The sequence below is a fragment of the Streptomyces hilarionis genome, assembly GCF_024539675.1.
Taxonomy (GTDB): Bacteria; Actinomycetota; Actinomycetes; order Streptomycetales; family Streptomycetaceae; genus Streptomyces; species Streptomyces hilarionis.
In genome coordinates this window covers 1-18,019 of sequence record NZ_JAHHIT010000111.1, presented here as the reverse complement: position 1 = coordinate 18,019, position 18,019 = coordinate 1, and the positions used below count along the sequence as shown (strand labels likewise).

The following is an 18,019-nucleotide window of genomic DNA, read 5'->3' as shown; positions in this document are numbered from 1 at the left end:
CGCGGCGCGATCCTCACCCGGTGAGTCCCACTCGGTCGCACGCGGCACGCAGCTGCGGGGTGCAGATGCGGGCGACGGTGTAGACGCCGTGGTCGACCAGGACGCGTTCGATGTCGTCGACCGTGACCGCGTCCGCCGTGAGCAGGACCGACGGGATGCCGGTGGTGGTGGGGCTGTCGGTGGTCGTGGTCGTGTCGTCGGCGGGATCCTCGCCCCTGCCGACGGCGACCGCCATGGCGGCCGCGGCGGCCGCCTGGTCCTTGAACGGCTTGTACACCGTCATGTACTGCTCGCCCTTGACGATGCGTCGTACGGCGTCGAGGTCGGCGTCCTGGCCGGTGACGGGCGGGAGCTTCGTGACGCCGGCGCTCTTGAGGGCGGCGACGACGCCGGCCGCGATCGAGTCGTTGGCCGCGAGGACGCCGTCGATGCGGTCCGGGCCGAGGGCCGCGATGGCGGCGGACATGTTCGCGTGGGCGTTCTGGGTGCTCCAGTCGAGGGTGTCGTAGGACCGGGCTATCCTCACCTTGCCTGACAGGACGGCCAGCGCGCCCTTCTTGTACCAGGCCGCGTTGGGACCGGACGGGTCGCCGTTCATCATGACGACGTCCCCTCCCCCGGCCCGCCGCCCCATGCCCTCGAGCAGCGCCTCGCCCTGGAGCCGGCCGATGTGCGCGGCGTCGAAGCCGACGTAGCCGGTGACCGGGCCTTCGGCGAGGCGGTCGTAGGCGATGACCTTGACGCCCGCCCGGTGCGCCTCCTGCACGGAGGAGCGGACCGCCCGGGTGTCGGCGGCGTCGAGGATGAGGACCTTGGCCCCCTTGGTCACCATGGAGACCAGTTGCTGGCGCTGTCTGGTCACGTCGCTCTCGGCGTTGGCGTACTCCACCGTGCAGCGCGGGCACAGCTTCCTGACCTGCGCCTCGATCAGCGGCCGGTCGGAGTGCTCCCAGCGCGGGACCGTGCGGCTCGGCAGCAGCAGGCCCACGGTGAAGCCGTCCCGGGCCGGCTGTTGCCCGCCGCCGCAGGAGACCAGGGGAATCGCGAGGAGAGCCGCGGCGAGCACCGCGACCACGTGCTGCCGGCGGATCATCACGGCGCTCCCTCCGGCACGGCGATCTCGCTCCACACCTGCTTGCCGCCGGCCACCGGCACCGAGCCGAACGCGTCCGACATGGCCTCGACGAGCAGCAGGCCGCGCCCGCCGGTCGACTCCCAGTCGACGATGACGGGCTTGGCGGGCGCGCGGGGCGAGGAGTCGCTCACGCAGACGCGCACCCGGTCGCCGCGCAGGATGAGGTCGAGCCGGACCGGTCCCTGGGTGTGCACCAGGGCGTTGGTGACGAGTTCGGAGACGACCAGCAGCACGGCGTCGGCGGCCTCCTGGACCTTCCAGCGGCGCAGGGTGCGCGCGGTGAAGCGGCGGGCGTGCATGACCGCGTCGGGCAGCCGCCACACCATCCAGCCCGCCCGGATGGGGCGGGTCCGCATGCCGTCGTAGCGCAGGAGCAGCAGCGCCACGTCGTCCTCGCGGCGGCCGGCGTCGCCGAGCAGCGCGTCGGCCATGGCGCCCGGATCGACGGGGTCGGCCGCGGCCAGCGCGGCGCGGGTGCGGCGCATGCCCTCGTCCAGGGGCAGGTCGGCGGCCTCGACGAGACCGTCGGTGACCAGGGCGAGGACCGTTCCGGGGGCCAGTTCGACGGCCGTCATGGGGAAGTCCGCCTCGGCGAGGATGCCCAGCGGGGGGCCGCCCGCCACCTCGATCTCCTCGGTGACGCCGTCGGGGCGGCGGACCAGGGGGGCGAGGTGCCCGGCCCGGACGAAGAGGGTGTTGCCCTCCTCCATGTCGAGTTCGGCGTAGCAGCAGGTGGCGAAGAGGTCGGTCTCCATGGCGACGAGGAGCCGGTTGGCGTGCGAGACGACGACGTCGGGCGGGTGGCCCTCCATGGCGTAGGCCCGGACCGCGGTGCGCATCTGCCCCATGATCGTCGCGGCGCCCGCGCTGTGGCCCTGGACGTCGCCGATGACCAGCGCCACGCGGTCCTCGGACAGGGCGATGACGTCGTACCAGTCGCCGCCCACCTGTAGGCCCCGCTTGGCGGGCAGATAGCGGGCGACGGCGGTGCCGCCGGGCAGTTCGGGCAGCCGCCGGGGCAGCAGACTGCGCTGGAGCATGGTGGCGAGTTCCTGCTCGGCGTCGTGGGCGTGGGCCCGCTTGAGGGCCTGGCCGACCAGGGCGGCGGTGGCGGTGAGCAGGGAGCGTTCCTCGGGGACGAACTCGTGGCGGCGCTCCCAGCCGACCAGGCACACCCCGGCGACCTGGCCCTTGGCGGGCAGCGGCAGCACGGCCAGTCCGCCGTCGCCGACGCCGGTCAGTCCGGGTTCGAAGGCGGTGCCGGCGGGCCACAGGTCCATGCGGCCGTCGCGCAGGGCGGCCTGGAGGGTGGGCAGGGCGCGCAGCGGCGCGTCGGGCCACTCCGTGCGCCATTCGCTGCGCCACACCTCCGGCCAGGCGGTGGGCTGGGGCGGGTCGAGGACGGTGACCAGGAGCCGGTCGTCCTGGAGCGCGGCGAGCGCCACCCGGTCCGCGCCCAGCGGCTCGCGCAGGGCGGCGACCACGACGCGGCCGACGTCGCGGACGGTGGCCGCCTCGTCGAGGGCCGCGGTCAGCCACTGGATGCGGGCGACGTCGTCGGTACCGCGGCGCAGGACCGGGGTGGCCGTCACCACGCCCAGGACCTCTCCGGGAGCTTCGGGGGAGCCTCCCTCGACGCGGCAGCTCAGGCTCAGCCAGCGCATCTCGCCGGTGGGGCCGCGGACGCGGAACTCCAGGTCCCGTCGGACGAAGGCCTGGGTGGACGGCTCCAGGACCGACATCAGGGCGTGCATGTCCTCCGGCAGGGCGTGGGCGAGGAGGGTGTCGACCTTGCCGTCGAAGTCGTCCGGGGTGATGCCGACCAGGTCCAGAAGCGTCTCGTCGGCCTCGATCAGGCCGGTGTCGGGGAACAGGACGAAGGACCCGACGCGCAGGCTGCGCAGGGCGGGGGCGAGCAGGGGGGCAGGGGTGGGCGTGTCCGCGAGCGGTCGCAGGAGCACGGCGAGCGCGTCGGCGTAGCGTTCCAGGAACTGGCGTTGCTCGACGTCGAAGCCGTCTTCCGCGCCCCGCACGACGAGGCAGCCCAGCCGTCTGCCGTTGGCGTCGAGGGGCAGCGCGCCGAGCGGGGGCCGGGCGGTGAGCCACAGGGGCCGGTCGGTCCGGTAGGCGCGGGCGGCGGGCGAGTCGCCCGACAGCGTCAGACGGTCCGGCGGCGCGGCCCCCTGGGGAGCGTCCCCGGACGCGTCCAGCAACCGGAGCGACCCGTCGCCGGCGTCGGGCGCGTAGACCGCGGCCTGCGTCGCTCCGGCGAAGGTCAGGGCCCGGTCGAGGCATCTGCGCACCGTACCTCCCGTCCTGCCGCAGGTGCCGACAGGTTGAGATCGGGGCACCCACCCACCAGAATCGCATATACGGATCAACCGAACACATCCACCTTATTGTCGTCTACGGCAGGTATCGCCCATGAAGGCCTGCATACGGGACACCGCCGCCGCCGTGACGGCCGTCTGCACCGCGATCGTGCTGGCGGGCTGCGGGGCGGACACGGGCGGCGGGCCCGCCGGCCGGAGCGGACCGCGCATCGGTCTGCTGCTGCCGGACGCCACGACCTCGCGCTGGGAGACGCAGGACCGGCCCCTGCTGGAGAAGCGGATCCGGGAGCTGTGCGCGACCTGCACGGTCGAACACGCCAACGCCAAGGGCGATGTGGCCCTCCAGCAGGAGCAGATGGACGCGATGATCACCAGGGGGATGGACGCCGTCGTGCTCGTCGCCGTGGACGCCCGGGCGCTGGCCCCCACCGTCTCCGAGGCCCACGCCGCCGACATCCCCGTCATCGCCTACGACCGCCTCGCCGAGGGCCCGATCTCCGGCTACGTCTCCTTCGACGGCGTGGAGGTGGGCCGGCTCCAGGGCCGCGCGCTGCTGAAGGCGATGGGCGACAAGGTGCCGGGCGCCCAGATCGTGATGATGAACGGCGATCCCGGCGATCCCAACGCCCGGGCGTTCCGGCGGGGCGCGCTGTCGGTGCTCGACGGGAAGGTGAGGATCGGCAAGACCTACGACACCCCGCAGTGGCGGCCGGAGACCGCCCACGTGAACATGTCCGGCGCGCTCGCGGCCCTGGGCGACGACGCGATCGACGGCGTCTACGCTGCCAACGACGGCCTGGCCGGCGGGAGCATCTCCGCCCTGAAGGCGAACAAGGTCGCCCCGTTGCCGCCGGTCACCGGGCAGGACGCCGAGCTGTCGGCGCTGCGGCGGATCGTCGGCGGCGACCAGTACATGACCGTGTTCAAGCCGTTCGGCCCCGAGGCCGCGGCGGGAGGCGCCATGGCGGTGGCGGCGGCGCGGGGGGAGAGCCTCGGGCCGGTGGCCACCGGCGAGGTGCCGACGCGCGACGGGGAGGCGGTCGCCTCGGTGCTGCTCGCCCCGGTGTCGGTGACGGTCGACAACATCGGTGACACGGTCGTCAAGGACGGCCTGCACACGGTCGGGCAGATCTGCGTGCCGCGGCTGCGCGCCGCCTGCGCCCGGGCCGGTCTGACCTGACCCGCGGACCGAGGAGGTGGTTCCCGTGCCGGATCCCCCCTTGCTGGCCCTGCGCGGGGTGTGCAAGCGCTTCGGCGTCGTCGAGGTGCTCACGGACATCGAGCTGGAGATCCACTCCGGTCAGGTCGTCGCGCTCCTCGGGGACAACGGGGCCGGCAAGTCCACCCTGGTCAAGGCGATCTCCGGGGTCGCCCCGGCGGAGAGGGGCGTCATCGAGTGGCAGGGCCGGCCGGTGCACATCCGGCGGCCGCACGACGCCCGGGACCTGGGCATCGCCGCCGTCTACCAGGACCTCGCGCTGTGCGGGAACCTCGACGTCGTCGGGAACCTGTTCCTGGGCCGGGAGATCCGCCGGTTCGGGTTCCTGGACGAGGTGGAGATGGAACGGCGCACCAGGCAGCTGCTGGAACGGCTGACCAGAGGACTGCCCGATCTGCGCGGCCCGGTCGTCTCGCTCTCCAGCGGCCAGCGGCAGACGGTCGCCATCGCCCGTTCGCTCCTGGGCGACCCGCGCGTGCTCCTCCTGGACGAACCCACGGCCGCGCTGGGCTTCGAGCAGACCACCGAGGTCCTCGACCTGGTAGACCGGTTGCGGGACCGCGGCCTCGGCGTCCTTCTCATCAGCCACAACATGGGCGACGTGAAGGCGCTCGCGGACCGCGCCGCGGTCCTGCGACTGGGCCGCAACAACGGCTTCTTCGACGTGAACACCGCGTCGCAGGAGCAGATCGTCTCGTCCATCACCGGCGCCACGCAGAACGTGCCCCGCCGGCCGGCCGGCCGGGAGGCGGGGTGGTGAAGAGCATGCGGGCCGTCGCCCGGGGCGCGCACGGCGCGGTCGAGGTCGTCCGGCGCAGGCTGCGCGCCGGCGAACCGGGGTCGCTCCCCGTGGTCCTCGTCCTGGCCGTCGTCTGGATCACCTTCCAGTGCCTCAACCAGAACTTCCTCTCGCCGCGCAACCTGTCCAACATCAGCGTGGACATCGTGGGCACGGGGCTGATCGCGGTCGGCATCGTCTTCGTGCTGCTGCTCGGTCAGCTCGACCTGTCCGTCGGGTCGATCAGCGGCCTGGCGGCGGCGGTCTTCGCCGTGCTGAACGTGAACCACGGGGTACCGGAGTGGCTCGCCCTGGTCGTCGCGGTGCTCGTGGGCACCGTCGCGGGGACGGTGCAGGGCTACTCGGTCGCCAGGACCCGGGTGCCGGCGTTCGTGGTCACGCTCGCCGGGCTGCTCACCTGGAACGGCCTGATGCTGTCCGTGCTCGGGGACAGCGGCACCGTCAACCTCGACGAGGACGGCCTGGTCGCCCGGCTGACCAGCTACTACTTCACCCACGACGCCGTGGCCTACGGCCTGGCGGCGGTCGCCGCGGCAGCGGTCTTCCTCGTGGCCGACCGGGACCGGCGCCGCCGCCGGGCCCTCGGCATGCCGCACCGCTCGCTGCGCGCCGTCCTGGTGCGCACCGGGGGCGTCGCGGTGCTCTCGTTCTCCGTCGCGTACGCGCTCAACCGTTTCCAGGGGCTGCCGCTGGCCCTGTTGATCTTCCTGGTGCTGGTCGCGGCCCTCGACGTCGTTCTGCGCCGCACGCACTACGGACGGCAGGTCTACGCGCTCGGCGGCAGCATCGAGGCGTCCCGCCGCGCGAGCATCGACGTGACGTGGGTGCAGACGGCGGTCCTCGCGACCTCGGGGACCATGGCCGCGCTCGGCGGGCTCTTCCTGGCGTCGCGGATCACCTCGGTGAGCCAGACGTCGGGGTCGGGCGTGCTGCTGGTCAACGCCATCGCGGCGGCCGTCATCGGGGGCACCAGCCTGTTCGGCGGGCGCGGCACCACCTGGTCGGCGGTGCTCGGCATACTGGTCATCCAGTCGATCGCCTCGGGCATGGCGATCACGGACACTCCCCCCGCCGTCCAGTTCGTCATCACGGGCGGGGTGCTGTTCGCCGCGGTGGTCGTCGACTCGCTGTCGCGGCGCTCCCAGGAGGCCCACGGCCGGGCCTGAGGGACGCGCGGGCGGGCTCGGCGCGCCGCTCGACGGGGCCGGGAGGAGTCGCGGCCGGACCCGCGGGACGCGGCGCGACTTTGTGCGGACATGTGTATCGCCGTTCGGCTGTGCGGCGACGCCTTTCGGTCTACGGTGGTGCCGTTCCGACTTTGGTGAAACTTGCACCACTTTTGAACGCAGCGCCGCCGTCGCGCCGTAGTGAGGGGAACGGCGCGTCACGCGCCACGCGTTCCAGGCGATAGGACGACCGTGCCGAACACCTCACCCACAGCGGAGGGACGAAGAAGGTCCCTCACCAGCAACTGGCCGGTGGGCCGACGGCTGCGGGCCGTTCTGCTCATTCCGGTGCTCGTCGCCCTCGTGCTGGGGGGCGTGCGGGTGAAACGCTCGGTGGACACCTGGCAGGACGCCGACGACGCGGTCCGGGTGGCCGAACTCGTCCAGGCGGCGAACAAGTACGCCAGCGACGCGATCAACGAGCGCGATGTGTCGGTCATCCCCCTGCTGACCGAGAAGAAGGCCTCAGACGCCGTCGTCCAGGCCCGCAGCACGACCGACGCGGACGCCGCCGCCTTCGACCGGGCGGTGGCCCGGATCCCCGCGACCAGCGGCCTGCTGCGGCGCGTGCAACTCGTCCGCAACGGCGAGAAGCAGCTCGCCGCCGTGCGGGCCAACGCGTTCACCCCCCGGATGTCCGGAGTGCAGACGGAGGAGAGCTACCACACCGTCCAGCACCCGCTGATGGAGCTGTCCAACGAACTCGGCTTCGGCAGCAGCAACCAGGCGAGTTACGGCCGCACCCTCTACGCCGTGTCCCTGACGCAGGCCGCCGAGTCACTGATCCGGTCGATCGGCACCCACCTGCTGGTCGAGGACCGCGCCGCGCTCGCCCCGGGGGAACTGGAGGTCCAGCTCGCCTCGTTCCGCTCCTACGCCTACCTCGAGCAGGTCGGGCTCCAGGAGTTCGCCGGCGCCGGCACCGCCGAGGACATGGCGCGGCTGCAACAGGCTCTCGCCGCCGCCGAGGCACGCGGCGAGCAGCAGAGCGCCGACGCCGCCGCGAAGGCGGCGGCGGCCGGACGCACCTACGTGAGCCCGCCCCCCATCACGGACATGATCACCGAGATCTCCGCCGGGAAGCCGGCCGACGAGCTCGCCGCGAAGGGCATCACTCCCGAGTCGTTCTTCGCCGCGTCCACCCTGGGCTTCGACGCCTACCGGAGCATCCAGGTGAACCTCACCGACGCCGCGCTGGCGAGCGCCCAGGACATCGCCGACGACGCGCGGCGCGACGCGATCACCAACACCGCGCTCGTGCTCGCCGCCGTGCTCGCCGCCTTCCTTCTCGCCTCCTGGGTGGCGCGGACCATGAGCACCGGCATGCGCCGGCTGAGCGCCTCCGCCATCGAGATCGCCGGAAAGCGCCTCCCGGGTCTCATCGACGAGATGTCGCGGCCCGACGCGGGTCAGGTCGACACCCGGGTGACGCCGATCCCGATCCACACCACCGACGAGATCGGCGAGGTCGCCCGGGCCTTCGACCACGTCCACCGCGAGGCCGTCCGGCTGGCCGCCGAACAGGCCCTGCTGCGCGGCAACATCAACGCCATCTTCACCAACCTCTCGCGCCGCAGCCAGTCCCTGATTGAGCGTCAACTCGCGCTGATCACCAGCCTGGAGGACAACGAGACCGACCCGGAGCAGCTGGAGAACCTCTTCCGGCTGGACCACCTGGCCACCCGCGTGCGCCGCAACGGCGAGAACCTCCTGGTGCTCGGCGGGGAGAAGCCCGCGCAGGCCTGGGACCGGCCGCTGCCGCTCGTCGACGTCATCCGCGCGGCCTCCTCGGAGGTGGAGCAGTACGAGCGCATCCGGTCCTCCGGTCTGCCGGAGGTGCAGATCCAGGGCAGCGCCGTGACCGACCTCGTGCACCTGCTGGCCGAACTGCTGGAGAACGCCACGGTGTTCTCGTCCCCCCGCTCCGAGGTGCGGGTGACCGCGGCCCGGCTGCCCGACGGCCGGATCATGGTCGAGATCCACGACGAGGGCATCGGCCTGGCGGCGGACGACTTCGCGACGATCAACCACAAGCTGGCCAATCCGCCGACCGTCGACGTCGACATCTCCCAGCAGATGGGCCTGTTCGTGGTCGGCCGGCTGGCCGAACGGCACGGCATCCGCGTGCAGTTGCGCCCGTCCGGCGAACGGTCGGGGACGACCTCCCTCGTCATGCTGCCCGACACCCTCGCCCACCGCTCCGCCGACGCCCGGCCCGACTCCGACACCCTGACGCTGGCCATGGTCAAGAACGTCCCGGAGTCCCGCCACGCGGACGCCCTGGCCTCCCTCGGCGGCGGCTCCGACTCCGGCGACGCGTTCAGCGACTACGAGTCCTGGCAGGACGAACCGGCCGGGACACGGCCCGCCGAGGAGGCGCCGCCCGCCTCGGCCCGCCCCCGTCCCCTCCCCCGGCGCGCCTCCGGCGGCCGGGGCCGCCGCTCCTCCTGACCCCACGGCCACGGCCGCGACCACGGACCGTCCGCCCGACGGCCACGGCTCCTTACCCCGCGGGCGGTGCACCCGGCGGCGTGACACGCCGCCGGATGGACCATCGTCCCACTCCCGAGCCTTTCCGGTCATAACGTCAGCAATATGAAGAAATGCCATATCGCATATCTGGCGTGCACGGCGGCGCTCCTCGGCACGGGCCTCGGAGCCGCCCCTCCCGTCGCCGCGCACACGGTCCACCTGGTCAGGCCCGGGGAGTCGATCCAGAAGGCGGTGGACGCCGCCGAGCCCGGCGACACGGTCCTGCTGACCCCCGGCGTCCACCACGAGAGCGTCACCCTGAGCACGCCCGGGCTGACCCTGCGGGGCATGGGCCGGCACACGGTGCTCGAACCGGCCGCGGGCGCCGCGACCGCCGCCGGCGCGTCGACGGCCGCCGGCGCGTCGAAGGCCGCGCGCGCCGCCGCCGACACCTGCGCCGCCGGCGGCAACGGCATCTGCGTCGTCGGCACGAAGGACCACCGCGTCGAGGGCGTCACCGTCGCCGCCCTGACCGTCTCCGGCTTCACCCGCAACGGCGTCTACGCCACGGCGACCGACCGCCTCACCGTGCGGGGCGTGACCGCCGTGAAGAACGGGGTCTGGGGCATCGCGCAGGAGGGCTCCGTGCGGGGCGTGTTCCGGGGCAACACCGCCCGGGACAACGGCGACGCCGGTCTCTTCCTCGCCAACAGCGTCAAGGAGGAGCAGGGCGCCACGGACACGGACGGAACCGTGGTCGACCGCAACCGGCTGGAGGGCAACCGGATCGGCGTCACCGTGCGCCGGCTGCGCAACCTCACCGTCGCGCACAACCACCTGACCGGCAACTGCGCCGCCGTGTTCGTCGTCGGCGACGAGAACAAGCCGAAGGCCGGGCTCGTGACCGTGCGCGACAACCGCATCGTGCGCAACAACAAGTCCTGCCCCAAGACCGCCCGGCTGGACGCCCTCCAGGGCTCCGGAATCGTGCTGACCGGCGCCGAGGACAACCTGATCACCCACAACGTGATCGAGGACAACGTCGGCACGTCCCCGCTCTCCGGCGGCATCGTCCTGTTCAAGAGCTTCGTGGGCACCACCAGCGACCGCAACCGCATCGCCGACAACGACCTGCGCGGCAACTCCCCCGCGGACCTGGTGAACACGGACACCGCCGGCAAGGGCAACACCTTCGAAGGCAACTCGTGCCGGGCCTCGCAGCCCGCCGGCCTGTGCTGAGCGGCAGCCGACCACAGCCGTTCGCGCAGGCACCGGGCACCTCAGCCCCTGAGGTCCTTCGGGCGCCTCGGGCACCTCACGCACTTCAGTAACCCAGGCAGGAAAGAAGGCGGCAGATGACGACCGTTCAGCCTCCCCCACTCTCGGACCCGCAGGCGCAGGGGGCGCCCCCCGTCCCGCCCCCGTCCATGCGGCTGAGGGAGCTCGCGTTCGGGGCGGCCTGCGCCGCCGCCCTGCGCGCGGCCGCCCGGCTGGGCGTCGCCGACGCCCTCGGCGACGCCCCCATGCCCGTGGCGGACCTCGCGGCCGCGGTGAAGACCGAGCCCAAGCCGCTGCGGCGGCTCCTGCGGGCCCTGTCCTGCTACGGCGTCTTCGCCGAGCAGGCCGACGGGACGTTCGCGCACACCGACGTCTCCCGGCTGCTGCGCGAGGACGACCCGGGCAGCCTGCGCGCCATCACCCTGTGGTGCACCGAGCCCTGGACCTGGGACGCCTGGCCGCTGCTGGACGAGGCCGTGCGCACCGGCCGCAACGTCGTGCAGGACCTGTACGGCAAGGAGTTCTTCCCCTACCTGAACGAGGACGCCCCGGAGTCGGCCGACGTCTTCAACCGCGCCATGACGACGTCCAGCGTGCAGTCGGCGCGGGACGTGGCGGAGTTCCTCGACCTGTCGGGGTGCTCGTCGGTCGCCGACCTCGGCGGCGGCCAGGGGCATGTGGTGGCGAGCCTGCTGGACAAGTACCCGGCGATGCGCGGGGCCCTGCTCGACCTCCCCCGGGTGGTGGAGAACGCGCTGCCGAGGCTGCTGCCCGGCGGCGACCTGGCCGACCGGGCGCGCGTCGTGCCGGGCGACGTCCGCGAGGGCGTGCCGGTGCAGGCCGACGTCTACGTCATCAAGAACATCCTCGAGTGGGACGACGAGAGCACCGCCCGCACACTGCGCAACGTCCGCGAGGCGGGCGGGCCCGGAGCGCGGGTCGTGGTGATCGAGAACCTCGTCGACGACACGCCGTCCATGCGGTTCAGCACCGCCATGGACCTGATGCTGCTGCTCAACGTCGGCGGCGCCAAGCACACCACCGAGAGCATGGTGTCGCGGCTGACGGACGCGGGGCTGGTCATCGACGACGTCAGCCCGGTCAACCCCTACCTGCACGCGTTCGACTGCCACGTCGGCGGCTGACCTCGGCCCCCGCTCCCCTTCGTCACCCCGCAGACCACCGGTCGCCGGGCCCGCAGCGCCGCGGGCCCGGCGACCGGTGACGGTCGGCGCGGTCAGCCGGCCGGCTCGCGCTCCCAGAGGTAGAAGCGCTGCGCCATGGCGTCCTTGGGGGAACGCCAGGTCTCGGGGTCGTACGCGCTGACGTACGCGGACAGCCGTTCGCTCACGTCCCGGAACTCGGGGTGCCCGGTGATCTTCGCGATCGCGGGGCCGGGATCGCGCTCCGCCTCGATCATGTGCATGTACACGTCGCCGAACTGGAAGAGGCTGCGCCGGACGACGCCGACGAGGTGCGGCAGCTCTCCCCGGTCGGACTCCTCGAAGACCTTGGCGATGTCGGGGGCCGATCCGGGGGCCATCCGGGCGACGATGAGGGCCTGGTGCATGGGACCGTTCTCCGTCCGGCTCAGTCGGTCAGTCCGGGAGTGGCGCCGCGTTCGGCGGCGGCCTTCTCGATGCGATCCCGGATCAGGCCCATCTGGACCTTGGAGTTGCGGTTGATGTTGTCGGTCATCCAGTCGTCGTCGACCGGAGCCTCGGGCTTCATCGCGAAGTCCTGCGTCCACACCATCCGCGTGCCGCCCGGGACCTCCTCGTAGCGCCAGTGGATGTTCATGTGGTCGAACGGGCCGGTCTCGACCCGGCGGGCCTTGACCGTGCGCGACTCGCGGTCCGGCTCGCGCTCGGAGACCCAGCTCCACACGGTGCCGTTCTCGTCCGGGTGCATGGTCAGCCGGAACGTCGTCCTGCGTCCCTCCCGGGAGAGGATCTCGACGGACGCGTACTCGGTGAACAGCCGCGGCCAGTTCTCCAGATCGTTGGTGATCTCCCAGACGAGGTCCAGGGGCGCCGCGATGGTGATCTCGTTCTGTGTGTGTCCGGTCATCTCAGGCTCCTGTCATGAGGGCGCTGTTGACGAGGTCGAGGAACTCGCGGGGCGTCTTGGAGCGTTCGGCGTCGGGCGGCATCGGGGTGCCGTACCGGTTCTCCAGCTCGCCCACGATGCCCAGCAGCCCCAGCGAGTCGACGCCCAGGGTGTCGAAGCCGGTCTCGGGCTCGCGGAGCCGGTCCGGGGCGACGGTGACGCCGGCGGACTTCTTCATGAGTTCGGCCAGCTCTTCCACGGTGATGCGGTCGGTCATCGGTTCCTCTTCTCTCCTGGCTGAGCGGCGCCTCGCTACGAGGCGTCGACGGCGCCGTGCCGGAGCACCAGCGCCGAGTTCGACCCCATGAGTCCCCGGCTCAGGACCAGTGCCGTGCGCACCTCGGCGGTGCGGGCGCGGCCGGTCACGAGGTCGAGGTCATGGCAGACGTCGAAGACGTTGGGGGTCGGGGGGATCAGGCCGTGCTCCAACGTGAGCACCGCCGCCGCGACGTCCATCAGCGGCGCCGCGCAGTACCCCCGCCCGATGCCGGTCTTCGGCGCGGTGACGGGCACCCTGGTCCCGTGCGGGCCCAGCGCGTCGACGATGGCCTGCGCCTCGGCGCGGTCCGCCTCGGGGACGCCGAGGGCGTCGGCGAAGACCACGTCGATCTCCTCCGGGGCGCAGTCGGCCTCCTCCAGGGCCCCCCGCACGGCCTGGGCGAGTCCTTCCCGGGACTGCGCCCAGCGCGAGGCGCCGGTGAAGGTCGCCGCGTGTCCGGCGAGGACGGCCCGCACCCGCGCGCCGCGCGCCCGGGCCGGTTCCGCGGCCTCCACCACCACCATGGCGCCGCCCTCGGCCGGCACGAACCCGCAGGCCGCGGAGGTGAAGGGACGATAGGCGCGGGTGGGGTCATCGACCGTGGAGAGCTCCTCGTAGCCGAGCTGGCAGACGACCGAGTACGGCGCGATCGGCGCCTCGGTCGCCCCGGCCACGATCACGTCGGTGCCGCGGCGCACGGCGCGCGCGGCGTGCGCGAGGGCGTCCAGCCCGCCCGCCTCGTCGGCGGCGACTACCGAACAGGGGCCCTTGAAGCCGCGGCGGATGGAGATCTGGCCGGTGCTCGCGGCGTAGAACCAGGCGATGGACTGGTAGGGGCCGACATGGCGGCTGCCCTTGCCCCACAGCTGCTGGAGTTCGCGCTGGCCGAACTCGCCGCCGCCGGAGCCGGCCGCGGTGACCACGCCGACGGAGAACGGCGCGGCGTCGGTCTCGGTCCGGCTGAGGCCGGCGTCGTCCAGCGCCTGGTCGGCGGCGGCCATCGCGAAGTGCGTGAACCGGTCGGTCTGGACGAGGTAGCGCTCCTCGACCGCGGCCGACGGGTCGAAGTCGCGGACCTGGCCCGCCACGCGCAGCGGCAGATGCTCGCAGCCCTCGCGGGTGACCCGGTCCAGCACGCTGATGCCTTCCCGGGTCGACTTCCAGAAGGTCTCCGTGCCGGCTCCGTTGGGCGCGACCACGCCGATTCCCGTGACGACCGCGCGTCGTTGAAAGGGTTCGCTCATCGTGTCTTCTCCCTCGGCCGGTTCATGACCACCGCGGACTGGAAGCCGCCGAACCCGCTGCCCACCGAGAGCACGCTGCGCAGCTTGCGCTCACGGGCCACGCGCGGGACGTAGTCCAGGTCGCACTCGGGGTCGGGCGTCTCGTAGTTCGCGGTCGGCGGCACGACCTGGTGGGCCAGCGCCAGGACGCAGGCGACGAGCTCGATCGCGCCGATCGCGCCCAGGGAGTGGCCGACCATGGACTTGATGGAGCTCATCGGGGTGTCGTAGGCGTGCGCGCCCAGGACCCGCTTCACCGCGGCCGTCTCGTGACGGTCGTTCTGCTTGGTGCCCGAGCCGTGCGCGTTGACGTAGTCGACCGCGCCGGCGTCGATCCGCGCGTGGTCGAGGGCGTCCTCGATGGCCCGGGCCATCTCCAGACCCTCGCTGGTCAGACCGGTCATGTGGTACGCGTTGCCGAAGGTGGCGTACCCGCCCAGCTCGCAGTAGACGTGGGCGCCGCGGGCCCGGGCGTGCTCCAGCTCCTCCAGGACGAGCACGGCGCCGCCCTCGCCCATGACGAACCCGTCGCGGTCCGCGTCGAAGGGACGCGAGGCGTGGGCGGGGTCGTCGTTGTTGGACGAGGTGGCCTTGATGGCGTCGAAGCAGGCCATGGTGATGGGAGAGATCGGCGAGTCCGAGGCGCCGGCGATGCAGATGTCGGCCCGGCCCTCCTCGACGGTGTGGAAGGCGTAGCCGACCGCGTCCAGTCCGGAGGTGCAGCCGGTGGAGACGGTCTGCACCGGTCCGCGCGCCCCGAACCGCTCCGCCACCGTGGAGGCCAGCGTGCTGGGGGTGAAGGCACGGTGCAGTTGCGGGGCCGCCTCGCGGTGGTCCACGTCCCAGCGCTGCCCGCCGTGGCTGACGAGGACGTAGTCCTTCTCCAGCCGGGTGGTGCCGCCGACCGCGGTGCCCAGGGAGACGCCGACCCGCCACGGGTTCTCCGCGGCGAGGTCCAGACCGGCGTCCTGGACGGCCTCGTCCCCGGCGGCGAGCGCGAACTGGATGTAGCGGTCGCACCGTTCGACGTCGTGGGCGTCCAGGCCGTGGGCCGCCGGGTCGAAGTCGCACTCGGCGGCGATCCGCGAGCGCAGACCGGCCGGGTCGAAGAACGTGATGCCGCGCGTCGCCGTGCGCCCCTCGGCCAGCAGCTTCCAGAACGCCGGCACGCCTATGCCGCCGGGGGCGACGATGCCTATGCCGGTGACCGCGACGCGTCTGGTCATGACCGGACCTGACGTCGGGCGGCCGCCTCGGAACCGATCACCACGGGCTCGGCGTCGGCCTCCTCGGTGTCGACGTGGCCGAGCGGCGGGGTCGGGGCCAGCGGACCGAGGTGGAAGACCATGCGGGCCTCGACGTTGCCGACGTTGCGGAAGCGGTGCCGCATGCCGACGGGGATCATCAGCCCCTGCTCGGGTTGCAGCGCCTGCGCCTCGCCGTCGAGGTCCACCTCCAGCTGCCCGCACACCACGTACACGAACTCCTCGGAGTACGGGTGGTAGTGCTCGGCGATCCGGTCGCCCGGCTTGATGAGCGCGACGCCCATGAACCCGCTGGTCGAGCCGACCGTGACGGGGGTGAGCATGGCGCGCAGGTCGCCGCCGCGCCGGGTGTTGGGCTCGACCTCGCTGAGATCCACGACTCTGGGACGGGATGTGATCACGACGTTCCTCCGATGGTGTACTGCGCCGGCGTGGGAGGGGGCGGGAGGTCCCCGCCCCGGACCACGTGATGGGGGATCAGGCCTCGGGCGACCGGCGGTCGGTGACGAGGTCCATACGCGCGAGCTCCAGGAACCGCGCGAGCCGGACGTCCTTCCCGGCGGACCGGTCGGGCGCGCCCGCGTCGTCCTGGAGCAGGGTCAGCTCGGCCACCTGCTCCGGGTCGGCCAGGCCGAGGGCCTGCACGGGGTCGGCGCCGTCGAGCCCGCCGCGCACGTCGATCAGCCGGACGACGACGTCGTCGCGCTGGAAGATCGTGCTGCGCAGGACCGGGTTGGCCGGGTCGTCCGCGGCCGCCTCGTCCTGCCGGGCGAGCAGCTCGGCCAGCTTCATTCCACGGTCCGGCCGGGTCGGGTAGCACAGGGCGTAGCGCTCGGCCCGCTCGTCCTGCCGGTCCGCCGTGACGTGGTGGACGGCCGGCAGCGCGGCCCGGGTGAAGAACACCCGCGCGGACTCGGGGTCGTTGAGGTCCCGGTCCTGCTCCAGATAGGGGTTGATGGCCTCCTCGACGGCCCGCACCTCGGGCTGCCGGGAGACGTGGCGCAGCGCGGACAGCAGGTCGCCCCGCACCTCGATGGCCCGCACCACCCGGTTGCCGTGCATGAACAGCGAGGTGCGGCACAGCCGGGTGGTGTCGTCGACCTTCGGCTCGGGCGAGGCGTAGTCGGCGAGGATCTTGGCAACGATGTCTTCGCTGCCCGGCTTGACCGTGAAGGTCAGCGCGTGCCGGATCATGCCGTCGCCGATCCGGGGCGACGACTGGAGCCGGCGCTGGCCCTGCGCGCCGTCCGCCGGGCCGCCCGTCTCGCGGACGACGTGGAAGCGCAGCGACCGGGTGTCGCGCACGCAGCTGTGCAGCGGCTCCACCATCCGCACGTGCTCCTCGCTGTTGACCCAGGCGAGGAACGGCGGGGCGCTCTCCCACTCGCTGGTGATGAGCCACTGGGAGGGGTTCTCGATGGACTGGCACAGCTGGTCGCTGACATGCCCGGGGACGGACGCGACCTGGTTGCAGAGCTGCTCGTAGGCCTCCAGGAACTGCTGCTGGGCCCCGTCGTAGACGTCGACCAGGAGGACGACGCGCAGCCGGGAGCCGTCGAACACGGACTGGGAGACGCGTTGCGACGCCTGTCGCGTCCGCGAACCTGCAACACGTTCGGACGTGGTGGTCATCCTGCGCACATCTCCTTCTCGGAGGGGGAAGTGAACGTCGGCCGCGGTGATGCGACGTCAGCGTTCCTCGATCCTGTGCCCGTCCCCGCAAGCGCGCGAGTCGGATGAACTACGCGGGTGACCGGCCGGGTGAACCTCAGACGAGGTGGGCGAAGACGACGAGGTTGTCCGTGTAGTCCTTGACCTGCCGGTCGTAGTCGCCCGCACAGGTGATCAGACGCACCTGGGCCTGCGCCGTGTCGCCGTACACCCGTTCGCTCGGGAAGTCGTCCTTGGCGAAGGTCTCCACGCTGTCGACCCGGAAGGTCGCCCGGGTGCCGTCGGCCCTCATGACGTGGAACAGATCGCCCTTGGCCAGTTCGCCCAGGCGTACGAAGACGGCCGGGGACGTCTTGGTGTCGACGTGTCCGGCGATGATCGCGGTGCCGCTCTCCCCGGGGGAGGCTCCCTTGGCGTGCCATCCGACGAGGTTGACGTCGTTCGCGGGAGGCGGGTCCAGCCGTCCGCTGGGGCCGATGGCCAGGTCGGTGAAGGGGGCGTCGACCGCGATCTTGGGGATGAGCAGCCGTACGGGCCGTGAGCGCGGCAGGTGCTTCCCGGCCGCCCGGTCGTCGGGCGCGGGCGGGGCCTGCCCCCGCGGCGTGTCGGCCCTGGGCCCGTCCGGCGCGTTCGCCGGCGCCGAGGCGGCGGGCGGGACGTGCGGCGGGCTGGCCGTGCCGGAGGGGGCGTCGTTGCCGCCGGCCAGCGCGAGCGCCACGACCACGGCGATCGAGGCGCAGACCATCATCAGGCCGGTGCGGGAGCCCCCCTCTTCGGCGGACCCCGGCTCACCGCCGGAGGGATCGGAGGGGGAAGGGGTTGGGGTCGGGCGGACTGCCATCGGGGGTTACCTCACAAGGACGCGGCAGCGGGTGCGGGGCGGGAGGCGAGCCGGGCCGCCGCGCGGGGCGCGCGCGGCGGCCGCGGCTTCGCTATCGCGACCGGCATGGGTCAGGCCACGCCGTGCGCG

Annotated in this window: 16 protein-coding genes; 6 read left to right on the top strand and 10 right to left on the bottom strand. The window is 72.8% G+C overall.

Annotated elements, in window-relative coordinates; translation table 11 throughout:
• Positions 1-13 precede the first annotated feature (13 nt).
• Both KMS84_RS25640 and KMS84_RS25635 read right to left on the bottom strand, forming a co-directional pair.
• Positions 14-1,093, bottom strand: coding sequence for a sugar ABC transporter substrate-binding protein (locus KMS84_RS25640; protein ID WP_256918811.1), 1,080 nt, complete (start codon positions 1,091-1,093; stop codon positions 14-16).
• Complete coding sequence (locus KMS84_RS25635) at positions 1,093-3,438, bottom strand: SpoIIE family protein phosphatase (RefSeq protein ID WP_256918810.1); 2,346 nt, start codon at positions 3,436-3,438, stop codon at positions 1,093-1,095. Before KMS84_RS25635 ends, KMS84_RS25640 begins: the two co-directional genes overlap by 1 nt.
• A gap of 121 nt (positions 3,439-3,559) precedes the next feature.
• On the opposite strand from KMS84_RS25635, the gene KMS84_RS25630 reads away from it, so the two are divergent.
• From KMS84_RS25630 to KMS84_RS25605, 6 genes are all read left to right on the top strand, one after another.
• Complete coding sequence (locus tag KMS84_RS25630; RefSeq protein ID WP_256918809.1) at positions 3,560-4,648, top strand: sugar ABC transporter substrate-binding protein; 1,089 nt, start codon at positions 3,560-3,562, stop codon at positions 4,646-4,648.
• 16 nt (positions 4,649-4,664) lie between these two features.
• Positions 4,665-5,447, top strand: a complete 783-nt coding sequence (locus tag KMS84_RS25625; RefSeq protein ID WP_438818983.1) for an ATP-binding cassette domain-containing protein — start codon at positions 4,665-4,667, stop codon at positions 5,445-5,447.
• Between the two features lie 5 nt (positions 5,448-5,452).
• Positions 5,453-6,652 carry a sugar ABC transporter permease gene (locus KMS84_RS25620; RefSeq protein ID WP_256918822.1) on the top strand — a complete coding sequence of 400 codons (1,200 nt, stop codon included), beginning with the start codon at positions 5,453-5,455 and terminating at the stop codon, positions 6,650-6,652.
• 252 nt (positions 6,653-6,904) lie between these two features.
• On the top strand, positions 6,905-9,163 hold the full coding sequence (locus tag KMS84_RS25615; protein ID WP_256918807.1) for a sensor histidine kinase: 2,259 nt from the start codon (positions 6,905-6,907) through the stop codon (positions 9,161-9,163).
• A gap of 144 nt (positions 9,164-9,307) precedes the next feature.
• Positions 9,308-10,423 (top strand): right-handed parallel beta-helix repeat-containing protein, encoded by a 1,116-nt coding sequence (locus KMS84_RS25610; protein ID WP_256918806.1) that lies wholly within the window; start codon positions 9,308-9,310, stop codon positions 10,421-10,423.
• Between the two features lie 116 nt (positions 10,424-10,539).
• Entirely contained in the window at positions 10,540-11,607 is a 1,068-nt protein-coding gene (locus KMS84_RS25605; protein WP_256918805.1) for a methyltransferase, read from the top strand.
• Between the two features lie 92 nt (positions 11,608-11,699).
• On the opposite strand, the gene KMS84_RS25600 is transcribed toward KMS84_RS25605, so the two are convergent.
• The 8 genes from KMS84_RS25600 to KMS84_RS25565 form a co-directional block, all read right to left on the bottom strand.
• Positions 11,700-12,032, bottom strand: coding sequence for a TcmI family type II polyketide cyclase (locus KMS84_RS25600; RefSeq protein WP_256918804.1), 333 nt, complete (start codon positions 12,030-12,032; stop codon positions 11,700-11,702).
• 20 nt (positions 12,033-12,052) lie between these two features.
• A complete protein-coding gene (locus KMS84_RS25595; protein WP_256918803.1) occupies positions 12,053-12,532 on the bottom strand; it encodes an SRPBCC family protein in 480 nt (159 codons plus the stop codon).
• 1 nt (position 12,533) lies between these two features.
• Positions 12,534-12,788, bottom strand: a complete 255-nt coding sequence (locus tag KMS84_RS25590) for an acyl carrier protein (protein WP_069772250.1) — start codon at positions 12,786-12,788, stop codon at positions 12,534-12,536.
• A 35-nt stretch (positions 12,789-12,823) separates the two neighbouring features.
• Positions 12,824-14,074: a ketosynthase chain-length factor gene (locus KMS84_RS25585; protein ID WP_256918802.1), complete on the bottom strand. Its 1,251-nt coding sequence runs from the start codon at positions 14,072-14,074 to the stop codon at positions 12,824-12,826.
• Positions 14,071-15,339 carry a beta-ketoacyl-[acyl-carrier-protein] synthase family protein gene (locus KMS84_RS25580; RefSeq protein WP_256918801.1) on the bottom strand — a complete coding sequence of 423 codons (1,269 nt, stop codon included), beginning with the start codon at positions 15,337-15,339 and terminating at the stop codon, positions 14,071-14,073. The genes KMS84_RS25585 and KMS84_RS25580 overlap by 4 nt, the downstream gene beginning before the upstream one ends.
• The gene (locus KMS84_RS25575; protein WP_256918800.1) at positions 15,336-15,779 is read right to left on the bottom strand and encodes a cupin domain-containing protein; all 444 of its coding nucleotides are present in this window, start codon (positions 15,777-15,779) and stop codon (positions 15,336-15,338) included. The genes KMS84_RS25580 and KMS84_RS25575 overlap by 4 nt, the downstream gene beginning before the upstream one ends.
• Positions 15,780-15,855: 76 nt before the next feature.
• Positions 15,856-17,010: a SchA/CurD-like domain-containing protein gene (locus KMS84_RS25570; RefSeq protein ID WP_256918799.1), complete on the bottom strand. Its 1,155-nt coding sequence runs from the start codon at positions 17,008-17,010 to the stop codon at positions 15,856-15,858.
• Positions 17,011-17,146: 136 nt separating this feature from the next.
• Positions 17,147-17,890, bottom strand: a complete 744-nt coding sequence (locus KMS84_RS25565) for a class F sortase (RefSeq protein ID WP_438818982.1) — start codon at positions 17,888-17,890, stop codon at positions 17,147-17,149.
• Positions 17,891-18,019: the final 129 nt, after the last annotated feature.